This window comes from Stenotrophomonas sp. 93052_Sma (assembly GCF_056481145.1).
Window position 1 is genome coordinate 3,708,229 of the sequence record NZ_CM151134.1, and the last position, 26,324, is coordinate 3,734,552.

General features: G+C 65.0%; 23 protein-coding genes and 1 pseudogene. 7 read left to right on the plus strand and 17 right to left on the minus strand.

Features of this window, described 5'->3' with window-relative positions; translation table 11 throughout:
* Positions 1–184: 184 nt before the first annotated feature.
* Complete coding sequence (locus tag ACZK2V_RS17430; RefSeq protein WP_486322626.1) at positions 185–2,938, plus strand: TonB-dependent receptor plug domain-containing protein; 2,754 nt, start codon at positions 185–187, stop codon at positions 2,936–2,938.
* A 150-nt stretch (positions 2,939–3,088) separates the two neighbouring features.
* On the opposite strand, the gene ACZK2V_RS17435 is transcribed toward ACZK2V_RS17430, so the two are convergent.
* On the minus strand, positions 3,089–3,691 hold the full coding sequence (locus ACZK2V_RS17435; protein ID WP_006464233.1) for a TetR/AcrR family transcriptional regulator: 603 nt from the start codon (positions 3,689–3,691) through the stop codon (positions 3,089–3,091).
* A gap of 141 nt (positions 3,692–3,832) precedes the next feature.
* Between ACZK2V_RS17435 and ACZK2V_RS17440 the strand changes: the two genes are divergently transcribed.
* The 4 genes from ACZK2V_RS17440 (at position 3,833) to ACZK2V_RS17455 (ending at position 8,188) form a co-directional block, all read left to right on the plus strand.
* Complete coding sequence (locus ACZK2V_RS17440; protein ID WP_486322627.1) at positions 3,833–4,639, plus strand: alpha/beta fold hydrolase; 807 nt, start codon at positions 3,833–3,835, stop codon at positions 4,637–4,639.
* Between the two features lie 105 nt (positions 4,640–4,744).
* Positions 4,745–7,222, plus strand: a complete 2,478-nt coding sequence (locus tag ACZK2V_RS17445; RefSeq protein WP_486322628.1) for an acyl-CoA dehydrogenase — start codon at positions 4,745–4,747, stop codon at positions 7,220–7,222.
* Between the two features lie 75 nt (positions 7,223–7,297).
* Positions 7,298–7,777 (plus strand): hotdog fold domain-containing protein, encoded by a 480-nt coding sequence (locus tag ACZK2V_RS17450; protein WP_180845387.1) that lies wholly within the window; start codon positions 7,298–7,300, stop codon positions 7,775–7,777.
* 6 nt (positions 7,778–7,783) lie between these two features.
* A complete protein-coding gene (locus ACZK2V_RS17455) occupies positions 7,784–8,188 on the plus strand; it encodes a hypothetical protein (protein WP_032130062.1) in 405 nt (134 codons plus the stop codon).
* Positions 8,189–8,217: 29 nt separating this feature from the next.
* Here the strand turns inward: ACZK2V_RS17455 and ACZK2V_RS17460 are convergent, their stop codons facing one another.
* Together ACZK2V_RS17460 and ACZK2V_RS17465 are read right to left on the minus strand one after the other, a co-directional pair.
* Entirely contained in the window at positions 8,218–8,565 is a 348-nt protein-coding gene (locus tag ACZK2V_RS17460; RefSeq protein ID WP_486322629.1) for a DUF1304 domain-containing protein, read from the minus strand.
* A gap of 30 nt (positions 8,566–8,595) precedes the next feature.
* Positions 8,596–9,924 carry an NTP/NDP exchange transporter gene (locus ACZK2V_RS17465; RefSeq protein ID WP_486322630.1) on the minus strand — a complete coding sequence of 443 codons (1,329 nt, stop codon included), beginning with the start codon at positions 9,922–9,924 and terminating at the stop codon, positions 8,596–8,598.
* A 286-nt stretch (positions 9,925–10,210) separates the two neighbouring features.
* Between ACZK2V_RS17465 and ACZK2V_RS17470 the strand changes: the two genes are divergently transcribed.
* Entirely contained in the window at positions 10,211–11,608 is a 1,398-nt protein-coding gene (locus ACZK2V_RS17470; protein ID WP_486322631.1) for a serine hydrolase domain-containing protein, read from the plus strand.
* 131 nt (positions 11,609–11,739) lie between these two features.
* Here the strand turns inward: ACZK2V_RS17470 and ACZK2V_RS17475 are convergent, their stop codons facing one another.
* On the minus strand, positions 11,740–12,498 hold the full coding sequence (locus tag ACZK2V_RS17475) for an SDR family NAD(P)-dependent oxidoreductase (RefSeq protein ID WP_486322632.1): 759 nt from the start codon (positions 12,496–12,498) through the stop codon (positions 11,740–11,742).
* Positions 12,499–12,612: 114 nt separating this feature from the next.
* Here ACZK2V_RS17475 and ACZK2V_RS17480 point away from each other — a divergent pair, with 114 nt between their 5' ends.
* Positions 12,613–13,506 (plus strand): LysR family transcriptional regulator, encoded by an 894-nt coding sequence (locus tag ACZK2V_RS17480; RefSeq protein ID WP_486322633.1) that lies wholly within the window; start codon positions 12,613–12,615, stop codon positions 13,504–13,506.
* A gap of 348 nt (positions 13,507–13,854) precedes the next feature.
* Here ACZK2V_RS17480 and ACZK2V_RS17485 read toward each other — a convergent pair whose 3' ends face one another.
* From ACZK2V_RS17485 to ACZK2V_RS17545, 13 genes and pseudogenes are all read right to left on the minus strand, one after another.
* Complete coding sequence (locus tag ACZK2V_RS17485) at positions 13,855–14,100, minus strand: DUF2274 domain-containing protein (RefSeq protein WP_009398072.1); 246 nt, start codon at positions 14,098–14,100, stop codon at positions 13,855–13,857.
* Entirely contained in the window at positions 14,097–15,374 is a 1,278-nt protein-coding gene (locus tag ACZK2V_RS17490) for a TraB/TrbI/VirB10 family type IV secretion system protein (protein WP_009398074.1), read from the minus strand. The genes ACZK2V_RS17485 and ACZK2V_RS17490 overlap by 4 nt, the downstream gene beginning before the upstream one ends.
* A 2-nt stretch (positions 15,375–15,376) precedes the next feature.
* Positions 15,377–16,369: a P-type conjugative transfer protein TrbG gene (gene trbG, locus ACZK2V_RS17495; protein ID WP_009398076.1), complete on the minus strand. Its 993-nt coding sequence runs from the start codon at positions 16,367–16,369 to the stop codon at positions 15,377–15,379.
* Positions 16,366–17,070 carry a conjugal transfer protein TrbF gene (trbF, locus tag ACZK2V_RS17500; RefSeq protein ID WP_022960598.1) on the minus strand — a complete coding sequence of 235 codons (705 nt, stop codon included), beginning with the start codon at positions 17,068–17,070 and terminating at the stop codon, positions 16,366–16,368. The genes trbG and trbF overlap by 4 nt, the downstream gene beginning before the upstream one ends.
* A 17-nt stretch (positions 17,071–17,087) precedes the next feature.
* Positions 17,088–18,482: a P-type conjugative transfer protein TrbL gene (trbL, locus tag ACZK2V_RS17505; protein WP_004350798.1), complete on the minus strand. Its 1,395-nt coding sequence runs from the start codon at positions 18,480–18,482 to the stop codon at positions 17,088–17,090.
* Positions 18,479–18,781: a hypothetical protein gene (locus ACZK2V_RS17510; protein ID WP_004350800.1), complete on the minus strand. Its 303-nt coding sequence runs from the start codon at positions 18,779–18,781 to the stop codon at positions 18,479–18,481. Before ACZK2V_RS17510 ends, trbL begins: the two co-directional genes overlap by 4 nt.
* A 12-nt stretch (positions 18,782–18,793) precedes the next feature.
* The gene (gene trbJ / locus ACZK2V_RS17515; protein ID WP_004350802.1) at positions 18,794–19,537 is read right to left on the minus strand and encodes a P-type conjugative transfer protein TrbJ; all 744 of its coding nucleotides are present in this window, start codon (positions 19,535–19,537) and stop codon (positions 18,794–18,796) included.
* Positions 19,534–21,981: a conjugal transfer protein TrbE gene (gene trbE / locus ACZK2V_RS17520; RefSeq protein ID WP_022960599.1), complete on the minus strand. Its 2,448-nt coding sequence runs from the start codon at positions 21,979–21,981 to the stop codon at positions 19,534–19,536. Before trbE ends, trbJ begins: the two co-directional genes overlap by 4 nt.
* A gap of 12 nt (positions 21,982–21,993) precedes the next feature.
* Positions 21,994–22,261 (minus strand): annotated as a pseudogene (locus ACZK2V_RS17525) (VirB3 family type IV secretion system protein).
* Entirely contained in the window at positions 22,258–22,644 is a 387-nt protein-coding gene (locus ACZK2V_RS17530; protein WP_022960600.1) for a TrbC/VirB2 family type IV secretion system protein, read from the minus strand. Before ACZK2V_RS17530 ends, ACZK2V_RS17525 begins: the two are co-directional and overlap by 4 nt.
* The gene (gene trbB / locus ACZK2V_RS17535) at positions 22,641–23,639 is read right to left on the minus strand and encodes a P-type conjugative transfer ATPase TrbB (protein WP_009398091.1); all 999 of its coding nucleotides are present in this window, start codon (positions 23,637–23,639) and stop codon (positions 22,641–22,643) included. The genes ACZK2V_RS17530 and trbB overlap by 4 nt, the downstream gene beginning before the upstream one ends.
* Before the next feature lie 68 nt (positions 23,640–23,707).
* The gene (locus tag ACZK2V_RS17540; protein WP_008294937.1) at positions 23,708–24,196 is read right to left on the minus strand and encodes a ribbon-helix-helix protein, CopG family; all 489 of its coding nucleotides are present in this window, start codon (positions 24,194–24,196) and stop codon (positions 23,708–23,710) included.
* Positions 24,193–26,190 (minus strand): conjugal transfer protein TraG, encoded by a 1,998-nt coding sequence (locus tag ACZK2V_RS17545; RefSeq protein WP_022960602.1) that lies wholly within the window; start codon positions 26,188–26,190, stop codon positions 24,193–24,195. The genes ACZK2V_RS17540 and ACZK2V_RS17545 overlap by 4 nt, the downstream gene beginning before the upstream one ends.
* Between the last annotated feature and the right edge of the window lie 134 nt (positions 26,191–26,324).

Below are 26,324 nucleotides of genomic sequence, written 5' to 3' on the forward strand. Positions count from 1 at the left end.
TGCGATTCAACCCCTTGATTTCGTGCATCAATTTTCATTTTTACCAAAATCATAGACTTGATTAACGCAGCTTTAATTCTTGGCGAACGCCCGCTACTATCGGCTCAGCCTCGCGATTTGGGAGCGCTTTTCGCTCCCCCGCCGGGCATTAACCCAGCCAAGATTTCTTGGAGAGAGAGAGCCAATGAATTTCCAGTCCAACAAGCTGCGCGATGCCGTTCTGGTCGCGCTCGTTGCCGGTGTGGCGTCCACTGCCACCGCCCAGGCCCAGGAAGCGACCAACCTTGACCGCATCTCGGTCACCGGTTCGCGCATCAAGAGCACCGACATCGAAACCTCGCAGCCGGTCCTGAGCCTGACCCGCGCCGACATCGACAAGCAGGGCGTGACTTCGGTCGCCGACATCCTGCAGCGCGTTGCCGCCAACGGCGCCGCCCTGAACCGTACCTACAACAACGGCGGTGACGGTTCGGCCGGCGTCAGCCTGCGCAACCTGGGTTCCGAGCGCACCCTGGTACTGGTCAATGGCCGTCGCTGGACCACCGGCCTGGATGGCAGCGTCGACCTGAACACCATTCCTACCGCGATGATCGAGCGCATCGACGTCCTGAAGGACGGCGCATCGACCATCTACGGTTCGGACGCGATCGCCGGCGTGGTGAACATCATCACCAAGCAGAACTTCGACGGCGCTGAAGTCAATGCCTATAAGGGCCAGTACAGCGCCGGCGACGGTGAGCGTGAAGCGTACGACTTCACTCTGGGTACCGTCACCGACCGCGCTTCGATTACCGTCGGTGCGTCCTACGTCAACGAAAAGTCCGTGATGGCCGGTGACCGCAAGATCTCCGCCGGCGGCCCGCCGTTCTACAGCGGTCAGAGCGCGACCGGCATCCCCGGCAACTACACGCGCAACGACGAGCAGTACATCATCCTCAACGGTGTTGAAACCCCGTTTGATCCGAACATCCATGGCTACAACACCGCGCCGGACAACTACCTGCTGACCCCGAATGAGCGCACCTCGCTGTTCGTGCTGGGTTCGTACAACCTGACTGACAACATCACCTTCCGCACCGAGGCGATGTACAACGAGCGCAAGTCCGAGCAGCTGCTGGCCGCCATGCCGGTCACTGGCATGGACCTGAGCGCGGACAGCATGTACAACCCGTATGGCGTCGAACTGGAGGGCGTCAATCGTCGCTTCAATGAATCCGGTGGCCGTTCGTTCAACCAGAACGTCAAGAACTGGCACTTCTACGGTGGTTTCGAAGGCTTCTTCGAGTTCGCCGGCCGCAACTTCGACTGGGATGTTGGCTACCGCTACGACAAGACCGACCAGAACGATCTGACCTACGGTCTGTTCAATGTGCAGCGCCTGGAAGAAGCCTACGGTCCGTCGGCACTGCGCGATGGCAAGCCCGCATGCTTGAACTCGGCGGGTGCCGTCATCGCCGGGTGCGTGCCGATCAATGCGCTGGGTGGTCTGGGTTCGGTCTCGCAGGAAGCGCTGGACTACGTGTCCTTCACCGCACATGACTCAGCGAGCCTTGTGTCGAAGGGTTACTACGCCAACATCTCCGGTGAGATCGTGCAGCTACCGGCCGGTGCGCTGGGCTTCGCTGCCGGCTACGAGTACCGCAAGGAAACCGGTCAGTTTGATCCGGACGCCTTCATTGCCTCGGGCCTGAGCACCGGCAACGGTGCTGCACCGACCAAGGGTGCCTACGACCTGAACGAGTTCTTCGTGGAACTGTCGATCCCGGTGCTGGCCGATCTGCCGGGCGCGAAGCTGCTGGACTTCAGCGTGGCATCGCGCTACTCCGACTACAGCAACTTCGGCAACACCACCAACAACAAGTTCGGCTTCCGCTGGAAGCCGATCGACGACCTGATGATCCGCGGTAACTACTCGGAAGGCTTCCGCGCCCCGAGCATCAACAACCTGTATCGCGGCGATGCTGACTCGTTCGAGAGCTACATCGATCCCTGCTCCTCCAACGCAGGCCTGCGTACCGGTGCGGTTGCTGCGCAATGTGCCGCGCAGGGTGTTCCAGCTGGCTTCGTGCAGCCTGGCGCCGGTGCGGGCCGCAAGCAGACGGTTGTGCCGTTCACCTGGCAGGCCAATCCGAACCTGAAGCCTGAGACGTCGACCAGCAAGACGCTGGGCCTGGTATGGAGCCCGAGCTTCGTCACCGGCCTGAACGTCACTCTGGACTGGTGGCAGATCGAGGTTGAAGACGCCATCACCCGTCCGGCGATCCAGGACATCATGAGCAACTGCTACGGCGGCACACCTCAGCAGCAGGCGGCCTACTGCGGCCTGATCACCCGCGATCCAAACTACGGCAGCACCAACCAGCGTTACACCATCACCAACGTCAACATGCCGCTGCAGAACCTGGCGTCGTACAAGGTGGAAGGTTGGGATCTGGGCATCCTGTACAAGTTGCCGGAAACTTCGATCGGCCAGTTCACCATCACTCTGGACGGCACCTACCTGTCCAAGTGGGACACCAAATCGACCCCGGATTCCCCGGTTGATGGTCGTCAGGGTCGGTACCGCGATCAGGACCCTTACTGGCGCATCCGTTCCAATCTGTATGTCGACTGGTCCTACGGGGACTTCGGGGTCAACTACGGCATTCGTTACAAGTCCGGCATGACCGAACCGTGCCCGTTTGATCCAGTCAAGGAACCGGAAACCTTCGCATACTGCTCTGATGGCGCGAAGGGAACGAACCACATTGGTGCCACGACCTACCACGACATCCAGTTCCGCTACAACACGCCGTGGAAGGGCACCATCATGGTCGGCCTGAACAACGCGTGGGACAAGAGCCCGCCGGTTTCGTACTACACCTCGTACAACATGTTCGACCCGCAGTACGACCTGCCGGGCCGCTACATGTACATGCAGTACAAGCAGAAGTTCTGATCGATCCACTGATCAGCTGATGCAGCAACGGCCCCGCAAGGGGCCGTTGTTCTTTGTGCCTCCGGCAATACGTGGATGGCACGCAAGGATGGCACGCAAGAAAAAAGCCGCGGCAATGCCGCGGCTTTCTCGTGACCAGTACGGCGATCTTCAACCGTTCGGAATCAGCGTCTCGATGAGATGCTCGACATAGGCCTCGAAATCCTCGCGCGCCTGCTTGGGCTGCTGCAGCTGCAGCGACAGCTGGAGGAAGCCGACATAGGCGGCGTAGGCCAGACGTGCGCGGTGGCGCGCATCGGTCGAGCTGAGCCCAGCCTGGCGGAACGAGGCGATCAGATAGTCGAGGCGGCGCTGCGACACGCGGTCGATCACCGGACGCACCATCGGATGGTCCAGTGCCTTCAGCAGCTCGCTGTAGATGATGTGCGGCTGCACTTCATGCGCCACCATCTGGAACAGCTGGCGCAGGCGCACGCGCGGGTCCGGTACGTCTTCCAGGCTGCCGAACACCTGTTCCTGTTCGAACAGTTCCCAGCGTTCCAGCGCGGCCTGCAGCAAGGCGTCACGCGAGGGGAAATGCCAATAGAAACTGCCCTTGGTCACGCCGAGGCGCCGCGCCAGCGGTTCCACCGCAACGGCGCCTACGCCTTGTTCAGCAATCAGGTCGAGGGCCGCCTGGGCCCAGTCTTCGGCACTCAGGCGGCTGTTGCGGCCGGCGCGCGGTTCGCCGGCGGAAGCGTCAGGTTGATTCATGGGCTGATTTAACCATACGCCGGGGTTCGTTGCAGTACGCCGTTGCGGGCGAAACCGTCAAAGGGCTCTCCTGCAGGGCTGCCGCACCGCACCATACGATGCAGTATTGACTTCCCCCACAAGCGATCCATACTAGCAAGTATGGTTACGTCCCCTACTCCCGCTGCGTTCCATGACCTGCACCTGGAGGCGGCCCATGGTGCTCGCCTCGCCGCCACTGCCAGCGACCACGGTCGTCGTGGCCGGGCGCTGTTCGCGCACGGTTTTGGCCAGACCCGTCACGCCTGGAATGCCACCGCGCGTGCCCTGTCTGCAGCCGGCCTGCAGACACTGGCTTATGACGCACGTGGTCACGGCGATTCGGACTGGAATGCCGCCGACCTGCCCTATCACGGCGAACAGTTCGCCGATGACCTGATCGTGCTGGCCGGTGAACAGCCGCGCCCGCCGGTGCTGGTTGCAGCCTCGATGGGGGGCCTGTTCGGCCTGCTGGCCGAGTCGCGCTGGCCGGGCCTGTTCTCGGCGATGGTGCTGGTCGACATCACCCCGCGCTGGGATACCGCCGGTGTCGAGCGCATCCTCGCCTTCATGACCGCCCATCCCGACGGATTCGCCTCGCTGAGCCAGGCCGCCGACGTGATCTCGGCCTACATGCCGCACCGTCCGCGCAAATCCGAGCAGTCGCTGCGCGCTGCTGCGCGAAGACGGTCACGGGCGCTGGCGCTGGCACTGGGATCCGCGCCTGGTGGCCGAACTGGCCCGCGACAGCGAACAGCACCAGGACGCACTGGCCGAGGCCGCGCGCCAGGTGAAGTGCCCGCTGCTGCTGGTGAGTGGCGGTCGCAGCGACCTGGTCACGCCGCAGACCGTGGCCGAATTCCTGGCGTTGGCGCCGCACGCGCGCCATGTACAGCTGCCGCAGGCCACGCACATGGTCGCCGGCGATGACAACGACGCCTTTACCGCTACTGTGTTGGACTATCTGGACGTGTTGCCCGCAGCAGACGCTGCGGCTTCGTCCGCCACAAACGAGCACGTCACCGGAGCACGCTCATGAGCATCGTTCTTCCCTTCCTCGCCCTGCTGCTGGCAGGCGCGTTCGTCGCCTACCACCGCATGCGGCTGGTTACCTGGACGCTGATCAGCGTGGCCCTGCTGGCCGCCTGCTGGTTCATTCCCTACGTCAACCAGACCGCCACGATCGTCGCAGCCGCTGTATTGGCTGTCATCGCCGTGCCGCTGCTGCTGCCGTTCATCCGCAAGCCGCTGCTGACCGGCCCGATGATGAAGGTGTTCCGCAAGGTGCTGCCACCACTGTCGCAGACCGAGCGCATCGCGCTGGAAACCGGCTCGGTCGGTTTCGAGGGAGAACTGTTCACCGGTGATCCGGACTGGAACATCCTGCTCAACTATCCCAAGCCGCAGCTGACCGCCGAAGAACAGGCCTTCCTCGATGGCCCGGTGGAAGAGCTGTGCACCATGGTCAACGACTGGGAAATCACCCACGTCCACGCTGACCTGCCGCCGGAACTGTGGGCCTTCATCAAGAAGAACAAGTTCTTCGGCATGATCATCCCGAAGGAATACGGCGGCCTGGGCTTCTCCGCGCTGGCCCACCACAAGGTGATCCAGAAGCTGGCGTCGGTGTCTTCGGTGGTCAGCTCCACCGTCGGCGTGCCCAACTCGCTGGGCCCGGGTGAACTGCTGGTGCATTACGGCACCCAGGAACAGAAGGACCAGTATCTGCCGCGCCTGGCCGATGGCCGCGAAGTGCCGTGCTTCGGCCTGACCGGTCCGTTCGCCGGCTCCGACGCCACCTCGATTCCGGACTACGGCATCGTCTGCAAGGGCGAGTGGAACGGCGATCAGGTGCTCGGCGTCAAGCTGACCTTCGACAAGCGCTACATCACCCTGGCCCCGGTCGCTTCGCTGATCGGCCTGGCCTTCCGCATGTACGATCCGGATGGCCTGATCGGCGATACCCGCGACATCGGCATCACCCTGGGCCTGCTGCCGCGCGACACCGCCGGCGTTGAAATCGGCCGTCGCCACTTCCCGCTGAACTCGACGTTCCAGAACGGTCCGATCCGCGGCAAGGACGTGTTCATTCCGCTGACCCAACTGATCGGTGGCGCTGCCATGGCCGGCAAGGGCTGGAACATGCTCAACGAGTGCCTGGCCGTGGGCCGCTCGATCACCCTGCCGTCCACCGCCAGTGGTGGTGCCAAGGCCGGTGCCGCGGTGACCGGCGCCTATGCGCGCATCCGCAAGCAGTTCGGCCTGTCGGTCGGCCGCTTCGAAGGCGTGGAAGAAGCGCTGGCCCGCATCGGCGGCAAGGCCTACAAGATCAGTGCGCTGTCGCAGGCCACGGCCGCGGCGGTTGACCGTGGTGACGTGCCGTCGGTGCCGTCGGCCATCGCCAAGTACCACTGCACCAACATGAGCCGCGAAGTGATCTCGGACATGATGGACGTGATCGGCGGCAAGGGCATCATCCTGGGGCCGCGCAACTTCGCCGGCCGCAGCTGGCAGGCCGCGCCGATCGCGATCACCGTGGAAGGCGCCAACATCATGACCCGCAGCCTGCTGATCTTCGGCCAGGGTGCGATCCTCTGCCACCCGTGGGTGCTGAAGGAAATGAAGGCTGCGCAGGATCCGGATACCCGTGCCGGTCTGCAGGAGTTCGATCGCAGCCTGTTCGGCCACATCCGCTATGGCCTCTCCAATGCCGTGCGTTCGTTCTGGTTCGGCCTGACCGGTGCACGCTTCGGTGCTGCCCCGGGTGACGCCTACACCCGCCGCTACTTCCGCAAGCTGGACCGTTACTCGGCCAACCTGGCGCTGATGGCCGACATCTCGATGATGACCCTCGGCGGCAAGCTGAAGTTCAAGGAATCGCTGTCCGGCCGCCTGGGCGATGTGCTGAGCCACGTCTACATGACCAGCGCCATGCTCAAGCGCTACCACGACGAAGGCGCACCGCAGGCCGACCAGCCGCTGCTGGCCTGGGCCTTCCATGACAGCGTGCACAAGATCGAGGAATCGCTGTCGGCGGCCCTGCGCAACTTCCCGATCCGACCGATCGGCTGGCTGATGTGGGCACTGATCTTCCCGCTGGGCCGTCGCGCCGAGGCACCGGGCGATCGCCTGAGCCGCCGCGTGGCCGCCCTGCTGATGGCACCGAATGAAGCCCGCGACCGTCTGGCCAGTGGCGTGTTCCTGACCCCGTGCGAGAACAACCCGGGTGGCCGCATCAACAGCTACCTGAGCAAGGCGATCATGGCCGAGCCGGTGGAGCGCAAGTTCCTGAAGGCGCTGAAGAGCAAGGGCATCGAAGCGCTGGACTTCAAGAGCCAGCTGGACGAGGCCGTGGCCGAAGGCGTGATCACCCAGGACGAGCGCAGCCTGCTGGAAGAACTGCGTACGCTGACCCTGGACACCATCACCGTGGACGACTTCGACACCCACGAACTGCGCGCGGCCAGCTACTACGACCGCCAGCACAAGGACCCGCATTCGCAGGCGGCCTGATCGCCCGCGACACGCGTTGCCACGACGGCGGGCCTCGGCCCGCCGTCGCTTTATCCGCCGACCGGAACATCAACCATGTCCACGCCCCTGCTCTCGCTTTACCACCGCCTGCAGCGCTGGCCTGCCGGCAACTGGCTGTTCTCGCGCGCGGTGTGCTTCAAGGCGCCCTACTTCGCCAGCATCGCACCCACCATCACCGCACTGGAGCCAGGCCGCTGCGAAGGCGTGATCCGCCAGCACCGCCGCATCAACAACCACATCGGCACGGTACATGCGATCGCGATGTGCAACCTGGCCGAGCTGGTCGGCGGGGTGATGGTGGACGCCAGCCTGCCGGCAGACATGCGCTGGATCCCCAAGGGCATGGAAGTGAAATACCAGGCCAAGGCCTTGGGCACGTTGAAGGCCGTGGCGACGCCAGTGTTGTCCATCGTCAGTGCTGCGGACGGCTACGACCTGCCCGTGAAGGTCAGCGTGACCGATGCGGCAGGGACCGAGGTGTTCCATGCGACCATCGCAATGTGGGTATCGCCGCGCCCTCCGCGCACAGGCTGATCAACCATGACGACCGCTGAACTGCTTGTGCGCCTGGCAGGCATTCACAGCCTGGGGTTTGCCGCCTTCCATCTGGCGTTCTGGCGGCTGTTCGGCTGGAAACGCGAGCTCGCCCAGCTCGGCACGGTCAACCGCGCGATCATGCAGATCCTCAATCTGCGCGTGATCTATGTGTTCCTGGGAATGGGGCTGATCGCGCTGATCTTTGCCCCGGACCTGGTCGGCACTCGTCTGGGGTTGGTCCTGCTGGGTTTCATGGCGGTGTTCTGGGTGGGCCGCGCGCTTGAACAATTCGTCTTCCTGCGTATCAACGACTGGCGCGTACACCTGCTGACGGGCCTGTTCGTGCTGGGTGCGGCGCTGCATGCCGTGCCAATGTGGCTGGGCTTCATGCGCGCCATCAGCCGCTGAGCGGCGGCGCCTGCCAGCACGCGCCCACGTCAGAGCGCTCGCGACACCAGCGCCAGAATGGCCGGTATGGCCTGGATCATGAAAATGCGCCGGCTCACGCTGTACGCGCCATAGCACCCGGCCACCACCACGCAGGCCAGCGAGAACGTCACCAGCACCGGCTGATCGATCACCAGCCCCACCACGATGCCCGCCGCCAGGAAGCCGTTGTACAGGCCCTGGTTGGCCGCCAGCACGCGCGTGGTCTCTGCCTTCTCGGGCGTGTTGCGGAAGGTCTTCAGGCCCAGCGGGCGGGTCCACAGGAACATTTCCAGCGCCAGGAAATACAGGTGCAGCACCGCGACCAGCACGGTCAGCAGCAGCGCGATCAGCGACATCGTTTCTCTCCTCAAAAAGACTGGACGGGATCAGCGGTCGCGCGGCAGCTTCTTTTCTTCGCGCAGCACACCGAATGCGGCAGCGGTCATGCACGCGGCAGCCACCACGCCACCGATGAACACCACATGTGAACCAAACAGCGACAAGCACTTGTGCACCCAGGTGAAGCTCAGGTCGGCACCACGGTAGACCACCGTGTCGATGGCCGCACCGGCCTTGTAGCGCCATTGGCGGTCCACCCGGGTGTAGATGGTTTCGCGTGCCGGCTTGAAGAGCGAGAATTCACTGGCGCGGGTCAGCACCTGCACCACCGCCACCATCATCGGCAGCGGCGATGCGGCCAGCACCGAGAAGCCGATCAGGATGGCGAACGCGGGAATCAGCAGGGCCGGGGCTATGCCGTGGCGCGACAACAGCCAGCGAGTCAGACTCAACTGCAACAGAAGCGTCAGCGCGTTCACCGCCAGGTCGATGCGCGAGAAGAACGCGGTGCTGGCAGCCGGGTCGTTGAAGGCCGCGCGCACGATGCTGGCCTGCTGGTTGTACAACAGGGTGCCCACGCCCACGCCGAACACCACCAGCACCGCCAGCCAGCGCAGCAGCGGCTCGCGTGCGATCAGCTTCAGGCCGTCAAGCACGCTGCCGCCCATCGGCTTCTCGCCCGAGACCAGCTGCTGCTCGCGTTCGCGCAGCACCGCCCAGTGCCGCAACCGCCAGATGCATAACAAGCAGACAATCAGGAAACCCGCAGACACCAGCATCAGGTTGGCGATGCCCAGACGCTGTGCCAGCGCGCTGGTAATGAGCGGGCCCAGGAACGCGCCGATGGTGCCAGCCGCGCCGATGTAGCCGTAATACGCCCGCGCCTGCGCGTTGGAGAACACGTCGGCCATGAAGCTCCAGAACACCGCCACCGCGAACAGGTTGAACACCATCACCCAGAGGAAGAAGGCCATGCCGCGCCCCGGCACGTTGCTGTCGAACAGCGCGTAGAAGCCCAGCAAGGTGACGATGAAGAACCCATACACCGCCGGCAGGAACACCCGCCGTGGGAAGCGGCTGACCAGCCAGCCGTACACCGGCTGCAGCACCAGCATGATCACGAACACGCAGGAGAACAGGAACTGCAGGACGAAATCCTTCAGCGCGATGCCGTGGCTGGCGAACCAGGCGATCAGCATCGGCGGAAACACGGTCTCCAGATCGGCCGAGGCAGCCATCGCCTCACGCACCGGGCGCAGCACGTAGTAGCCGCTGAGCAGGCAGAAGAAGTACAGGAACGACCACCACAGCGCCGGCGACTCACGCAGTGCCGCCGCCAGCCCACGCAACGGCCCCTTGCCCTTCACCGCGCTCACGCGGCGTCCCTCGCCAGAAGACGGCGGTTGGACAGCGGCATGGCAGGCTCCGGGGGCAGTGAAGCGCGTACGTTAGCCAATGCACTGCAACATCGCCAGCAGCAGCCACGCAGAAGGCCGCAACGCAGTGTCACGGCCCCGCCCGGACGACACGTTCCGACACATGCTTTCGGGGCGTCAAAATTCCAACTTTTTCAACGAGATGCGCATTCATCTTCGCTTTGTTTGTGCACAAGGGAAAAGCGGCGCTAGAATCGCCATCAGCAGTCGCGCACGGGTCTCCACGATGAAAAAGAACAGCCTGCGTCGTCCGATCCGTTCGGCGGCCACCGGTTTGCTGGGCATGTTGATGCCCGTTGCCTTGTCCACCACCGCGCAGACCCCGCCGCCATTGCCGCCGATGCCGGCCAACATCGAATCCGCCGCCACCGCCGTCGCCCACACCCAGCCCGCCGCTTACCGCACCGGCCTGGTGCCGCAGGTGCAGCTGCCGGCGGCCGGCTTCAACGTGGCCAACATCGAATCGATGGCGCAGCAACTCACCTATGGCGAGCGTGTGCCCGGCATGGCCGTGGCCATCGTGCAGGGTGGCCGCGTACTCAGCGCGCGTGGTTATGGCGTTACCGATGTCAACAACCCGCTGCCGGTCGACGCCCACACCGTGTTCCGCCTGGCATCGCTGTCCAAGGCCTTCGCCGGCACCATGGCCGGACTGCTGGTCAACGATGGCACGCTGCGCTGGGACAGCAAGGTCACCGACTACGTGCCGGGCTTCCGCCTGAACTCTCCGGAAGCGACCGATCGCCTGACCGTGGCCGACGTGCTCAGCCACCGCGTCGGCCTGCCGTACAACGCCTACGACCGCGACATCGAAGGCAACGCCGAGTACTACGCACTCACCCAGAAGCTGGCCAAAACCAGCCTGAAGTGCCTGCCGGGCGACTGCTACGCCTACCAGAACGTGGCCTTCAGCCTGATCGGCGACGTCGTCTATGCCGCCTCGGGGAGCTTCTACGAGCAGTCGGTCGAGCGCCGCATCTTCAAGCCGCTGGGCATGAACGATGCCAGCCTCGGCCTGGCCGGTATCCAGGCCAGCTCGCGCTGGGCGCGTCCGCACGTGCGCAGCCGCAATGGCTGGGTGTCGCTGACACCGAAGCCGACCTACTACCGCGTCGCCCCGGCCGCCGGCGTCAACGCCAGCGCCAGCGACATGGCGCAGTGGCTGCTGGCACACACCGGCCATCGCCCGGACGTGCTGCCGGCACCGCTGCTGGCCACTCTGCATTCGAGCCTGATCAACACCCCGGGCGAAATGCGTTCGGGCTGGCGCCGCGAGCGCCTGCATTCGGCCGGCTACGCACTGGGCTGGCGCACCTTCGACTACGCCGGCCACGATGTGGTGTTCCATGCCGGTGCCGTGCAGGGCTATCGCGGCCTGGTTGCGCTGGTGCCGGAACGCGATCTCGGCATCGCCATCATGTGGAACGGCGAAAGCGGCCTGCCCAGCGGCCTGCTGCCGACGGTGCTCGATTCCGCGCTCGGCCTGCCGACGCAGCGCTGGCTGGACGTGGACACCGACTTCGGCAGCGACAACCTGATGGCCGAAGGCGCGAGCCCGGCGCAGCAGGACAAGCGCAAGGGCAAGGGTGCTTCGAGCAACCGTGCGGTGGCCTCGCCGCGCTGAGTTGGCGGGCTTCACCGTGTGTGCGAAGGGCGGCCTGCGGGTCGCCCCTTTCGTTGGCAGTCGTAGAGTCGAGCCGTGCTCGACTGTTCGAGCAAAGCAGTCGAGCACCGCTCGACTCTACAAACGGAAGGCTAATGCGCGAAGTAGTGCATGCCGCCATCCACCGGAATCACCGCGCCGGTGATGTAGCCGGCCAAGGGCGAGGCCAGAAAGGCCACCAGCGGCGCCACCTCCTCCGGATCACCAAAACGCCCGATCGGAATGTTGCGTTCGATGAACTCACGCCGGCTTTCCTCGGTGGGATGCAGCCGGTCCCGGATCTGAGCACTGTTGATGCGTCCCGGCGCGATTGCATTGACCGTGATGCCCTGTGAGGCCAGCGCCGACGACAGCCCTTTGCTCCACAGATGCAACGCCGCCTTCGCCGCCGTGGCAGCATTCACCGCGCGCGGTTCCATTGAACCGCTGAGGTTGATCACCCGCCCCCAGCCCTGTGCCTGCATCACCGGCAGCAGTGCCTGGGTCAGGCGTCGTGCCGAAGAGAAGTTCAAGGCCATGGCTTCCTCCCAGACATCGTCCCCCGCATCCACCGTGGTCGGCCGGCCTCCTCCAGCCGCATTGACGAGGATGTCGACACGCGTCAGTGCCGCCGAGGCTGCATCCGCAATGTGGCGTACCTGCTCCGCATCGGTGAGGTCGCCCAGCAGGACGATCGGTGCCGGCGCGCCTGCAGATTCGATCTCTGCCGCCAGTGCATGCAGCGGCTCGGCACGCCGTGCGCTGATCGCAATGCGTACTCCCTGGGCCGCCAGCAGCCTGGCCACACCGGCACCGATGCCACTGCCCGCCCCGGTGACCAGCGCGGTACGCCCTTCAAGCCCCAGATCCATGATGTTCTCCCAATCCGCCAGCCGGTACATCCGGCCCGTGCAGTACATGCTGTTTGATCACCCCTGATTGATAAACTCCGCGCAGGTTTCAGCATTCAACACCCGGGGTGTCAGATGAATCTGCTGGAGAGCATGCAGGTCTACGTGCTGATCGTGGACAAGGGCAGCCTCAGCGCTGCTGCGGCGGCGATGGATATCTCGGCGACGATGGCCGGCAAGCACCTGCGTGCGCTGGAAGCACGGCTGGGGATGCAGCTGTTGAGCCGTACCACCCGGCGCCAGCACATGACGCCCTTCGGCGAGGACTACTACACGCGCTGCCGGGAGATCCTGCGGCTGGTGGAAGAAACGGACGCACAGGCGCAGCACCAGCAGCTGGCACCGGCGGGCACGTTGCGCATCAGTGCGCCGGTGATCTTCGGCACGCACGCACTGGTACCGGCACTGGCCGAATACATGGCACGCCATCCGGATGTCCGGGTCGAAGTCACGCTGAGCGACCGCGTGGTCGACCTCGCCGAGGAGGGTTTCGAAGCGGCGCTGCGCATCGGCACGCTGGCCGACAGCAGCATGCTGGTGGCGCGTGCGCTGGCACCGTATCGCTTGATGATGTGCGCATCACCGGCGTACCTGGCCAGGCATGGCACGCCTCGCAGCCTGCAGGACCTCGCCCTGCATCAGTGCCTGTCCTTCGAACCGAGCGCACTCGCACAGTGGCTGCAGGCCAATGCTGGCGAACTCGAGCGTGTGCCCGGCGGCCGGCTGCAGATCAACAACGGCGACGCGCTGCGCACGGCAGCGCTGCACGGGCTGGGCATCGTGCTGCAGTCGGCACTGCTGCTGGCTGCCGACATCGACACCGGACGCCTGGTGCAGCTGTTCCCTGAGTTCGGCCAGACCGGTCGGCCGATGCACGTGGTCTACGCCCACGATCGCTACCACTCGACCCGCCTGCGCAGCTTCCTGGACTTCCTGGTCGAGCGCTTTCCACCGGCGCCGTACCGCTAGCGTCGACCGTCAGAAAAGCAGTCGAGCACGGCTCGACCCTGCAAACGGCCCATAAAAAATTGCTGGCGTCAAGCATTTTGTTGAAATCACGCGAAGCTTGAAACCATATACGGGGCAATAGGTTAGCTCTGTTTCATGCCGTTCGCAGAGGATGCGGCATTGTGGGCTGGGAGCCACATAAGAGCCTGGAGAAAGAGAGTCGAGTCGCGTTGCAGCGATGGAGATTGCCAATGGCTGGCAGGCTTGTTCAGTCATCTTAGCCGATTCCCTCGCAGCCTATCCAGAACGAAGAACGCGCAGCGTTGGGCTGCGCGTTCGAGGGATGGTCAGTCTGGTTCCAGTGCATCTTCAGCTTGGCTTCGGTGGCACGGCCTTGCTGCCGTTTCCTTTCCTGAATCCCCGATCCCCCGCCATGAACGCCTCCAGCATGTGCGGGATCAGCGTCGAGGCATCGACCGCCTCGCCATACGCCTGCGCATGCAGCGCGGCGTAGCGGTCGAGATCGGCTTTCAAGCTGGCCGGGCAAGCGAAGGTCAGCTTGACGCTTTCGGTCTTGGGTAGCGGCCCCAGCCGCAGTTTCTTGGTCGTGCTCATCGAGAAGTCCCCTTGTTGAAGAACAGCGGCTGATAAGGCCGTAGCACCAGATCGCGGTTGACGATGATGCGCACCGGCAAGCCGGGGCGGCTGGTCAGCGTGGGTTGGATGTTGAGATTGCGCCGGGTCACTTCCTGGCCGACCTGGTTCACGGTGTCCTGCAGGCTGTCGCGCCCGGCGATGATGACGCGATCGCCGTCCTGGCGGTTCTCAGGTGCAGCCAGTTCGGCACCGACACCCAGCAGCGTGGTCAGCACGGCACCTGCAAAGATCCGATCCCAATGCCAGTCCACGTTGTCCTCCAGACCGGCATAGCCTGCCGGGTCGGTGCCGATCAGGTTGTCGAGCGTGAGTGATGACGTGTCGGGCAGGATGATGCGATTCCACACCACCTGCACGCGGCTCTGGCCGTAGCTGACCTGGCTGTTGTACTTGCCCAGTATGCGAGATCCCTGCGGGATCAGCAGGAACTTGCCAGTGGCCGTGTCGTAGATCGGTTCCGTCACCGTGGCGATCACGTCGCCCGGCAAGTCGGACTTGATGCCCGTGACCAGTGCCCCGGCAATGACCGTTCCGGCCATCACCTGATACGGCGAGGTGGGCATTTGCAGGTTGCCGGAGTTACGGGTTTCCGTAGAACCGCCTGTCAGGAACGCCTCTTTCTGGTCTTGCCGGTTCTGCACGGCAGTCGGATCAGCAGGCTGGGCCGCCGTCGAGGCCGGGCCAGCGGCCAGTGGATCGAAAGCGGCATTGGCGGCGAAGCCCGGCGCGGCAGCGACTTGCGACTGCGCCACGGGCGCGGCCTGCGGGGAGCCGGTGCGGAAGAACACCGTTGAAGCTGCCGCCGCTTCTGCTTCCTTGTGCAGCGCATCGTTGGGGTCGTAGCCGGGCGCGGCATAGGTGGCGGCGACCGGCTGCTGCGAATTGACGATGGCCGGCCCCAGATCACCCGGTAGCGGTGGCCCCAGCTCCGGCACGTCGGGCGGCAGCGCTGGCAACTTGGAATAGTCGGCAGGAAGTTGGTCGAGGCCTTCCGAGCGCGATACACGATCCACGTTGTACAGTTCGGTGGATTCGCCCGCGCCGCGTTGCTGCGGTTGCAGTGACCAGATCAGCGCGCCCATCACGCCAACCGACAGGCCGCCAGCGAGGATGGCCAGCGTGCGTCGGTTCAGACGCGTGACCGGGCGCGGTTGGGCGCGCAGCGCCACCGCCTCGGGTGCCATCTTGTCCGCCTGCGGCGTGGCAAGGTCGGGAGTGTCGTCCTGGCTCATGCTCAGTTCCTCCCGACGATGCCATCCGCGCGCTCGATGCGCACCATATCGCCCTTGTCGGCCCCCAGGCGCAGTTCTGCTGCACCGAACAGGCGATCCACGATGTAGTACGGCGAGCGGAAGCGATAGTTCACCAGTTGCCCGTCGCCCTGTGCGCCGATGACGAACAGCGGCGGCAGCTCGCCCTGGGCGATGCCTGCCGGGAACTGGATATAGACCTTCTCGCCATCATCAAAAGCGCGCAGCGGTTTCCACGATGGATTGCTGCCGCTGATTGCATAGCGAAAGCGGATGTTATCCAGCGACAAGCCTGCATCGACCGGCGCGGCAGCGTTGGCGGCTTGGGCTTGGCGCCGCAAGGCCAGCATTCGGTCTTTCGGGTAGTCCCAGGACACCGACGCCATCCATGCCTTGTCGGTCGAAGTCAGTTCCAGCAGGTACGTCCTGCGGCTGGTGGTAATGACCAGATTGGTCTTCAAGCTGGAACGGATAGGCTTGACCAGCACATTGACGCGCAGATCGGCCCCGCTGCCGCTGGAGGTGTCACCGACGATCCAGCGCACGGTATCGCCCGCAGCGACCGTCACCAGTTCCTCGCCAGGCTGGAGCGCGATCACCGTCACGCGACCTACTGACGCATAGACCTGGTACAGCGCGCCATCGCTATACGGCCAGACCTGGATCGCATTGACATAGCCTTCGCGCGTCGGAGCCACCCGTGCCTCGGCATTGGCTTTCGAGACACGTACCGTCTCATCAGCCGGTTCAGGCGCAGGCTTCGCATCCTTTTCCTCCGGCACTGGCTTCAACTGCTCAGGCAATGGCAGTGGCTCTGCAATAGTGACCACCTCGATCGGCACAGGCATTTCCGGCAAAGGCTCCGCCTGTACCGGCTCATCCAAGGAAATCACTGGCGGGGGTTTGCCCTGCGTGGCGCAGCCGGCCAAGGCCAGCACGACAAGCGGCAAAGCGTAAAAACGGAAAGGCACATTCATGGCTTCACTCCTTCAGACGAATCCAGTTCACGGCTCCACGACAGGCCATTGACGTAGATGCCCAGCGGGTTGCGGCGCAGGCGTTCTTCGGTGCGCGGGGTCTGCTGCACGATGGACACCACCGCCGTCCATCGCTCCAGCCCGGCCGCCGCGCCATTGACGTAGCGGCGTTCCATCCAGCGCACGTTGAACGACGCATCGCTGGCGCGAACCACGCTGGTGATCTGTACCGTTACCGACTCTTTGCCGATGCGGGCGAACGGGTCATTCACCCGCGCATAGTCGTTAAGCACCGCCGCGCCTCGGTCGGTGGTGTAGTCGTAGGCATCGAGCCAGTTCTGGCGCACGACGATGGGGTCGATGGACAGTGAGCGCACCAGCGTCACGAACCGCGCGATATGGTGTGCCGTCTGCGCATCGGTGGGCCGGTACGGCGTGGCCGCTTCGCCCACGGTGCGCACCTGGCCGGACTGATCGACTTCGATGACATAGGGCGTGACGATGGATTGGGCCGAGCGCCACACCAGGCCACCGGCCATCAGCAGCGCGAGCACCAGGCAGCCGAAGGCCATCAATCGCCAGTTCTTGGCCTGCACGCGGGCCGAGCCGATGCGCTCGTCCCACACCTGGGCAGCGGCTTGATACGGGGTGGCAGGCTGCGGCGTATCGGCATAGCGCACCTGCGGTCGTTTGAATCGCATGGCGTTCTCCTTGAAAGTCAGCTATCGGAATCTCGCAGACTCGGGCCTTGGCCCGAACCGCCGCCGTCGCCACCGCGCAGCGTGTGCGCGGCCGTGGTGGTGGCCTGGGTGAGTCGTTGGCGGCGTTGCAGGCGCTTGGCCCAGCCCGGTTTTTCCTGCTTCTGCGCGTTGGCCGTGTCGCCAGCGGCATCGCCTGCGGTGGCCTGCCCGGAACTGGCAGCGCCACCGCCTGAGCCACCATCGGTGCCGGAGCCTTGCCAGCCTGCTTTGAATGGCGCGGCCGCCTTGGCTGCCGCCGCTTTGATGCCTGCACCGGCGCGCTGGCCAGCGGCCTGTGCGCCGCCCTTGGCGACACTGCCCAGTCCAGCCATCGCGCCTTTGGCTCCGCCGCCCGCAGCGGCAGAACCGGCCTGGAAAGCCGACTTCGCGCTGCCAGCCGCCGAAGTCGCGGCCCGCGCGCCAGCCCCGGCGAGCTTGGCGGCAGCCGGTGCCATGCGCGCTCCGGCCATCACGGCACCGCCCACGCCGGTGGCGGCGGCACCTACGGCAACCGCCGCGCCTGCGGCACCAATCGCAGCACCGGCCATCGCGCCTGCGCCAAGCTGCGGTGCACCGGATACCAGCCCGGTGGCAATGCCCGGCCCGAAGATCCCCAACGCCAGCAGCGTGAGCGAGGCCAGCATGATGACCACTGCATGGTCGATGGACGGCTCGGCCGGATGCACCTGGAACTCGGCAAACAGGCCCGAGCCGATGCCGACGATGACGGCCAGCACCAGCACCTTGATGCCCGAGGACACCACGTTGCCCAGCACCTTCTCGGCGAGGAAGCTGGTCTTGTTCCACAGCGCGAACGGCACCAGCACGAAGCCCGCGAGCGTGGTCAGTTTGAACTCGATCAGCGTGATGAAAAGCTGGATCGCCAGCACGAAGAAACACAGGATCACCACCGCCCAGGCCAGGAACATGACCACGATGGGCGTCATGTTCACGAACACTTCGGGGAAGCCCGCCATGTCGCTGATCTGCTCAAGAATGGGGGCCGCCGCGTCGATGCCGGTCTTGGCCAAGCGTCCCGGTTGCAGGAATTCGCCCATGCTCATCGTCGAGCCGCTGGCCGTCAGGCCGAGGCCCGCGAACGAGCGGAAGACAATGCTGGCCAGCCAGTTGAAGTTGTTGATGATGTAGGCGAAGGCACCGACGTAAAGCACCTTGCGCAGCAGTTTGGCGATCACATCATCGCCCTGATCGGTGGCGTGGCTCATCGCCCAGTACAGCCCGGCAATCGTCATGTCGATGACGATCAGCGTGGCGGTGAGGAACGCGACTTCGCCCTGCAGCAGCCCAAAGCCCGAGTCGATGTAGCGCGAGAAGGTAGCGAGAAATCGGTCGATCACGGTCACGTCATTCATGGCACGTCCCCCTCGAAGGGCATGGCGCCCTGGTCACTGATGGGCGAGTCGAAGCTCGGCGGGATCGGCGGCAGATCGGCCAACGTGCGGAACTCGTCAGGCCCGGTTTCACCGGCGACGAAGCGCCGCCGGAAAGCGTCGGCCGCGGGCAGGCAGGCGTCTTCGCCTGCGGCCGTCCTGTCGGCGGCACACTGCACACGCAAAGCCTTGAGCCGCACGGGATCAGCGACCAGGTCTTCGGTCGGCTGCTGGCTGCAAGCGACCAGCAGCACGGGAAGCAGCAAGGAAACGCATCGCATGGCCGTCTCCCGTCAGTTGCCGTAGAAATCCACGCGCTGCGGCGTGTACGGCGTGCCATCACCCAGGAAGCGGCGCGTCACTTCACGGCCACGCTCGACAGCCGCTGCTTGGCGTGCCAGTTCCAGCGCGGCGGCGCGTTCCTGCGTGATCTGGAGTTGCTGCGCCTGGATGGACTGCTTGGCCTGCAAGGCCAGAAGCTGGTTGGTCGCCTGCATGGCTTGCAGCGCGCCGGTGGCGGACTGACTTTGGCTGACCAGATCGGACAGTGCGCTTTCGTCTTTTGCCAGGTTCTGCGACACCTGCGCCTGCATCCGCATCGCGGTATGCAGGCCATTCAAGGTGTTCTTCCAGCGCTCCTGCGCGTCGCGCACCATCTGGTCGCCGCTGACAGTCGCGGCGTACTGCTCCGGGTACAGCCGGGCGAAGGTCGCATCCATGCTCTGCACGTCGTAGGCCAGGCCGCGTGCCTCGGCGATCAGGCGTTCGGTCGTGGCGAGCGTCGAGCGCAGGCGATTGACGATGTTGAAGTCCAGATTCGCCAGATTGCGCGCCTGGTTCATCAGCATCTGTGCTTCGTTCTGGAGTTGGTTGATCTGGTTGTTGATCTGCTCCAACGTGCGCACGGCGGTCAGCGTGTTCTGCACGAAGTTGGACGGGTCGAACACCGTCAGCGCGGATGCGGGCTGAACGATTAGCAGCGACACCGACAGCACGGCGGCAAGCGAGACAGACAGCAGACGGGGCTTGGTCTTCATGGCAAGTTCTCCTGTGGTTGGGAAAGAAAGGAAGTGGCCGCCGGTGCGGACGGCAACAGGTCGGCCGCCCAATCGAGGCCGCGATGACGTAGCCAGGCACCGGCAAAGCCAGGTGTGCCTGCGTCCAGCAGCATGCGATCCATGTCGCGTTGGTCTTGTGGGGTGGATGCCCCGGCGAAGGCCAGCGTGGTTGGCCCCAGGTCGAGGTCGAACAGGCGATTGCCCAGACGCGATTGGTAGTAGTAGTCCCGCTTGGGCTGCGCGGTCGCCACGATCTCGATCTGGCGAGAGTTCAGCCCAAAGCCTTCGTAGATCGTGCGAATCTGCGGCTCGGTGGCCTGCGGATTAGGGAGAAAGATCCGACTGGCGCAGCTTTCAATCACCGCCGGTGCAATGCTCGAATCCTTGATGTCGGCCAGCGACTGCGTGGCGAACATGACGCTGACATTCTTCTTGCGCAGCGTCTTGAGCCACTGGCGAATGCGGGCGGCGAACACAGGGTCATCGAGGAACAGCCAGGCTTCATCGAGGATCAGCAGCGTGGGCGCGCCGTCGAAGCGTTCATCGAAGCGGGCGAACAGGTAGCCCAGCACGGCCAGCACCGCCGCCTTGCTGTGCATCAGTTCTTCCATCTCGAAGCACTGCACGCCGCCGGAACCCAGGCGGTCGGCATCGGCATCCAGCAGCTTGCCGTGGGCACCGCCCAGCACATAGGGCGCAAGCGCCTGGCGCAGTGCGTTCGATTGCAGCAGTACCGACAGGCCCGTCAGCGTGCGTTGCTCCGCTGGCGCACCGGCCAAGCTGCCTAGTGCCGACCAGATCGCAGCCTTCTCGTCCGGGCCAATGACGACACCTTCATGCAACAGGCGGCCTTCCACCCATTCGGCGGCCCAGGTGCGGTAGCCCTCCTGGTCGATGCGGGCCAATGGCTGAAAAGCAATCGCCCCGTCATTGCCGAGGTCGTAATGCTCGCCGCCCAGCCCGAGGATGGTGGCGCGCATCGAGCGGCCCATGTCGAAGGCGAAGATGCGCGAGCCGGGATAGCGGCGAAACTGCATTGCCAGCGTGGCGAGCAGCACCGACTTGCCCATGCCGGTTGGCCCGGCGACCAGCGTGTGGCCCACATCGCCGATGTGCGTCACCAGCCGGAACGGCGTCGCGCCATCGGTGCGGGTGACGATCAGCGGCGGGCCATCCAGATGCGCGTTCTTCTCCGGCCCGGCCCACACGGCGGACAGCGGCATCATGTGCGTCAGGTTCAGCGTCGAGACGATGGGCTGGCGCACATTCGCGTAGGCGTTACCGGGAATGGACGACAGCCAGGCATCCACCGCGTTCAAGGTTTCGGGGATGGTGACGAAGCCGCGCCCCTGAATGACGCGCTCTACCATGCGCAGCTTCTCGTCGGCCACGGCAGGGTCGGTGTCGAGCACTGTCACGGTAGCCGTCAGGTAGCCGAAGGCCACCTGATCGCTGCCCAGTTCTTGCAAGGCGGCGTCTGCATCGGCGGCCTTGTTGTTGGCGTCGGTATCGACCAGCGGGCTTTCCTGCTGGAAGATCGTTTCACGCAACAGCGCGACGACATTCTTGCGCTTGGCGAACCACTGGCGACGCAGGCGTCCAAGCTCTTTTTCCGCTTCGGCTTTGTCGAGGCAAAGGAACCGGGTTGCCCAACGATAGCCGAAGCCCAAGCGGTTGAGGTCGTCCAAAATCCCCGGCCAAGTCGAGGTCGGAAAGCCTCGCACCGACACCACGCGCAGGTGCTGATCGCCCAGCATGGGTGCCAGACCACCGACCAGCGCGGAGTCGGCCAGCAATGCGTCGATGTGGAATGGCACCTCGGGTACGCCGACGCGGTAGCGCCGCGTGGACACCGTGGCGTGCAGGTAAGTCAGTGTCTGGCTGTCATCGAGCCAGGCAATCTCCGGCATCACGCCGTCGAGCAGGTCGAACACGCGATCCGTTTCCGCCACGAAGGCTTCCAGCCGACCCTGCCAGTCCACGCCATCGCCCGGCGCATTCTCATAGAGCATCTTGGCGGCACGGGCGCGGGATTCTTCTGGTGGCAGGTAGGCCAGCGTCAGGTGATAGGCGCTCTCGTAGTGGTGGCCGGATTCCTCGAAGGCTGCACGGCGTTCTTCCTCCACCAGCCAGGACAACGGCTCGGGGAAATCGGAACGTGGATAGCCCGCCGCTGCGCAGCGCTCGGCTTCGATGAACAAGGCCCAGCCCGACCCCAGGCGGCGCAGTGCGTTGTTCAAGCGTGCCGACGTGGCGATCAGCTCGCCTTGCGTGGCGCTGTTCAGATCCGGCCCGCGAAAATGTGCCGTGCGCTGGAACGAGCCATCCTTGTTCAAGACGACGCCCGGCCCGATCAGCCCGGCCCAGGGCAGCCAGTCGGCCAGCAGTGCGGGCCGCTGGCGGTATTCGGCAAGGTTCAGCATGTCGGCACTCCCCTATGCGTCCAGCAGCGGCTTGTGCTTGATGTGCCGGGCGAAGACCTGCATGAACTGCGGATCGACGCGCGCCCCAGACCGCCAGCGAATGGCCGGCGATCCAGAGCACCACGCCGGGAATCCACAGTTGCAGGCCCAGCCCGACGGCGGCGGCCAGCGTGCCGTTGGCAATCGCCACGGTGCGCGGCGCACCGCCCAGCAGGATCGGCTCGGTCAGCGAGCGATGCAGCGGCACTTCAAAGCCCGGAAGATCGGTGGCCGTGCTCATACGACGGCCCCGCCGGAGAAGCTGAAGAACGACAGGAAGAAGCTCGAAGCCGCGAAGGCGATGGACAGGCCGAAGACGATCTGGATCAGCTTGCGAAAGCCGCCACTGGTATCGCCGAAGGCCAACGCCAGGCCGGTGGCGATGATGATGATCACCGCGACGATGCGGGCTACCGGCCCCTGGATGGATTCGAGAATGGATTGCAGCGGGCCTTCCCACGGCATTGAGGAACCGGCGGCCTGCGCCGTGCCCGCCAGCAACAGCATCAACACCGCGAGCAGCAACCCTTGTCCTGCGGGTCGGGCCAGGCGATGCAAACGCGCCAGCATGGGCAGCGGGGAAAGCGGGTTTACAGAAAGACGGAAAGCATCAACGTGCGTCATGGCAGTTCTCCAGGTTGTTCAGGGATCGAGGAAGGCGTAGCGGCAGCGGCTGTAAGAGGAACCGGCGGCAGCTCGGGAAGCGTCGCTTCCAGCGCATCCGCCAGGCGGTAGCCCGCGCCGTCGAAACCGACGACGCGGGAAATGGTTTCGACGTGGCGCTTGCGGCCGCGGCCTGCGATGTGGATCACGACATTGACCGCCTCGGCGATCAGGGCGCGGGGCGGATTCACCGCCACTTCGAGGATCAGTTGCTCCAGGCGCAGCAGCGCGCCCAACGCGGAGCCGGCATGAATGGTGGCGATGCCGCCGGGGTGGCCGGTGCCCCAGACCTTCACCAGATCCAGCGCTTCGCCGCCGCGCACTTCGCCGACGATCACGCGGTCGGGCCGCAGGCGCATCGTGGCCCGCACCAGCTCGGTCATGGACACGACGCCGGCGCGGGTGCGCAGCGGCACATGGTCGCGGGCCGCGCATTGCAGTTCGATGGTGTCTTCGAGCACCAGCACGCGGTCGCCGGTGGCGGCGATCTCGGCCAGCAAGGCATTGGCCAGCGTGGTCTTGCCGGTGCTGGTGCCTCCGGCGATCAGGATGTTGTGCCGCTCGCGCACGGCATGACGCAGAAACTCGGCCTGCCCAGTGGTCAGGATGCCATCAGCCACATAGCGATCCAGACCGATGATGCTCACGGCACGCTTGCGCAGCGCAAAGGCCGGGCCGGGTGCGGCGGGCGGCAGGATGCCCTCGAAGCGTTCGCCGGTTTCAGGCAGTTCGGCGGTCAAGAGCGGTTGGCCGCGATGCACCTCCGCACCGACATGGGCGGCGACCAGGCGGATGATGCGTTCGCCATCGGCTTCGGGCAGTTCGACGCCGAGCGGCGCACGGCCAGACGACAGCCGATCCACCCACAATGTCCGGTCGGGGTTGAGCATCACTTCCACCACGTCCGGGTCTTCCAGCGCAGCGGCGATCACCGGCCCCATCGCCGTGCGCAGCATCTGGATGCGGCGATCCTGGGATGCTGCAGCGGATGAGCGCGGTTCGGGCGGGATTTGAGGAACGGCACTCATGACGCACGCTCCGCAGTGCGTTCATGGGCGGCGGCCATCGCGGCCGCGTCATCCATGCGCATCTCGAACTCACGATCCTGGGGATGCAGTTCTTCCACCACGTCCCGTACCAGGCTGCGGCCACGCAGCAGGTGGCGGCCTAACTGTTCGACGAACTGCTCGAAGCGCGCCTTGCCCTGCGCGCGAGCCGCATCCTGATGGGCCTCCGGCACCGGCGTGCTGACGGTCAGGTAGTAGCGGACGAATAGCGCCAGCGTCTCGATCTGGATGTTCTGGTCACGCTCCAGGCGCTCGGCCTGCCGCGACAGGCGATCCAGTCGTTTGGCGATGGCGGCCTCACGCTGGTCGCCGGCATCGGGTGACAGCCAGGACGCCAAGGCAGCGGCGACGATGCTGGACTTTGACACGCCTTTCTTCGCGGCCAGCTCGTCCAGACGCTTGGCGTGCTCGTGCTGGATGAACAGGTTCAATCGGTATTGGCTCATATGTCGATTCCGTCGTTGGGGTCGAGAGATGCCAGCCGCGCCGTGCGTTGCAGGGCGGGGTCGAACTGGTCGGGAAGCAGCGGGGGCATGTCGTCGTCATCGAGCAGCGCCAAGTCGCTGGGCGTGTAATCGGGTTCGGGGTCGTAGGCGACGGTTTCGGACAGCTCGGGCTGACGGCGGGGGCCGCCGTCGTCGGAGCCACCCAGGTCATCGGCAGATGCCGTGGCCTGTGCCGCAGGCACGGCCGGGATCGCCAAACCGCTCCAGTCATCGGGACGTGCAGGCGGCACATCGGCATAGCGGCCTGCCGTTAGCGCAGGCGGCGGCAGTACCCGCTGCTTGAAATTGGCATCAGCGTAGTAGCGCAACTTCTTGGCCTTGATCGGCGCGACGCTGGACACCATCACCACTGATTCGTCTGGCGCAAGCTGCATGACTTCGCCGGGCGTCAGTAGCGGCCGCGCCGTCTCTTGGCGGGACACCATCAGGTGGCCGAGCCACGGCGCAAGTCGATGGCCTGCGTAGTTCCGCTGCGCACGCAGTTCGGTAGCCGTGCCCAGCGTTTCGGAGATCCGTTTCGCCGTGCGTTCGTCATTCGTGGCGAAGGTCACGCGCACATGGCAGTTGTCCAGAATCGAATGGTTCTGCCCATACGCCTTGTCGATCTGGTTGAGCGACTGCGCGATCAGGAAACTGCGGATGCCGTAGCCGGCCATGAAGGCCAGCGCCGTCTCGAAGAAGTCCAGGCGCCCCAGAGCCGAGAACTCGTCGAGCATCAGCAACAGCTTGTGGCGGCGCTCAATGCCGTCGCTGCCATCGAGCGACTCGGTGAGCCGTCGCCCGATCTGGTTGAGGATCAACCGGATCAGCGGCTTGGTGCGGCTGATGTCCGAAGGCGGCACCACCAGATACAACGACACAGGGGATGCAGACGCGATCAGATCGGCGATGCGCCAGTCGCAGCGCGACGTGACTGCGGCCACGGTCGGATCACGGTACAGGCCGAGGAACGACATGGCGGTGCTCAACACGCCGGAACGCTCGTTGTCCGACTTGTTGAGCACTTCGCGGGCGGCGGACGCGACAACGGGATGCGGTACATCTCCAAGATGCCGCGTGGTCATCATCCGATGCAGCGTCAGCTCGAACGGGCAAGCCGGGTCACTGAGGAAGTTCGCCACGCCGCGCAGCGTCTTGTCCTCTCCCGCGTAGAGCACATGCAGGATCGCGCCGACCAGCAGCGCATGACTGGTCTTCTCCCAGTGGTTGCGCTTCTCCAGCGCCCCTTCGGGATCGACCAGGATATCGGCGATGTTCTGCACGTCGCGCACCTCGTGCGCGCCGCGCCTCACTTCCAGCAACGGGTTGTAGGCCGCCGAACTGGCATCGGTCGGGTTGAACAGCAGGCAGTGGCTAAATCGACTGCGCCAGCCAGCGGTGATCTGCCAGTTCTCGCCCTTGATGTCGTGGATGACGGCGGATGCCGGCCAGGACAGCAGCGTCGGCACCACCAGGCCCACACCCTTGCCCGAGCGCGTGGGCGCAAAGGTCAGGACGTGTTCCGGCCCTTCGTGCCGCAGGTAGTGGCCGTCATGCTGGCCGAGAAAGACGCCGGCGGGCTGCGTCAGCCCGGCCTTGCGAATGTCGGCGACATCGGCCCAGCGGGCCGAGCCATAGGTCGTCACTTTGCGCGCCTGGCGCGAGCGCCACACCGACATGGCGATGGCGACCACCACGGCCAGCAGGCCGCTGCTCGCCGCGATCATGCCGCCGGTGTCGAACACCTGCGGCGCGTAGGCGTCGAAGAAGAACCACCACTCGAACAGCTTCCACGGGTAATAGACCGGCGTGCCGTGGAAGTCGAACCAGGGCGCGCCCAGGCGTAGCTGGTAGCCCAAGGCGGCGGCGGTCCATTGCGTGGCACCCCACACACCGGCGATCACGATGCCGAAGACGGCGGCGATCTGCCCGAACAACACGCCCTGAGCTTGCATACCCTGGCCTCCGATTTCTCCTGCGCTGATTCCCCGTGGAAAACGCGGCACAAAGGCGTGCCGCAGGCGTCAGGATCGGTGCCGGTTCAGTGCCGGTCAAAGACCGTTATCGGCAGCAAGGTGATGCAAAAAGC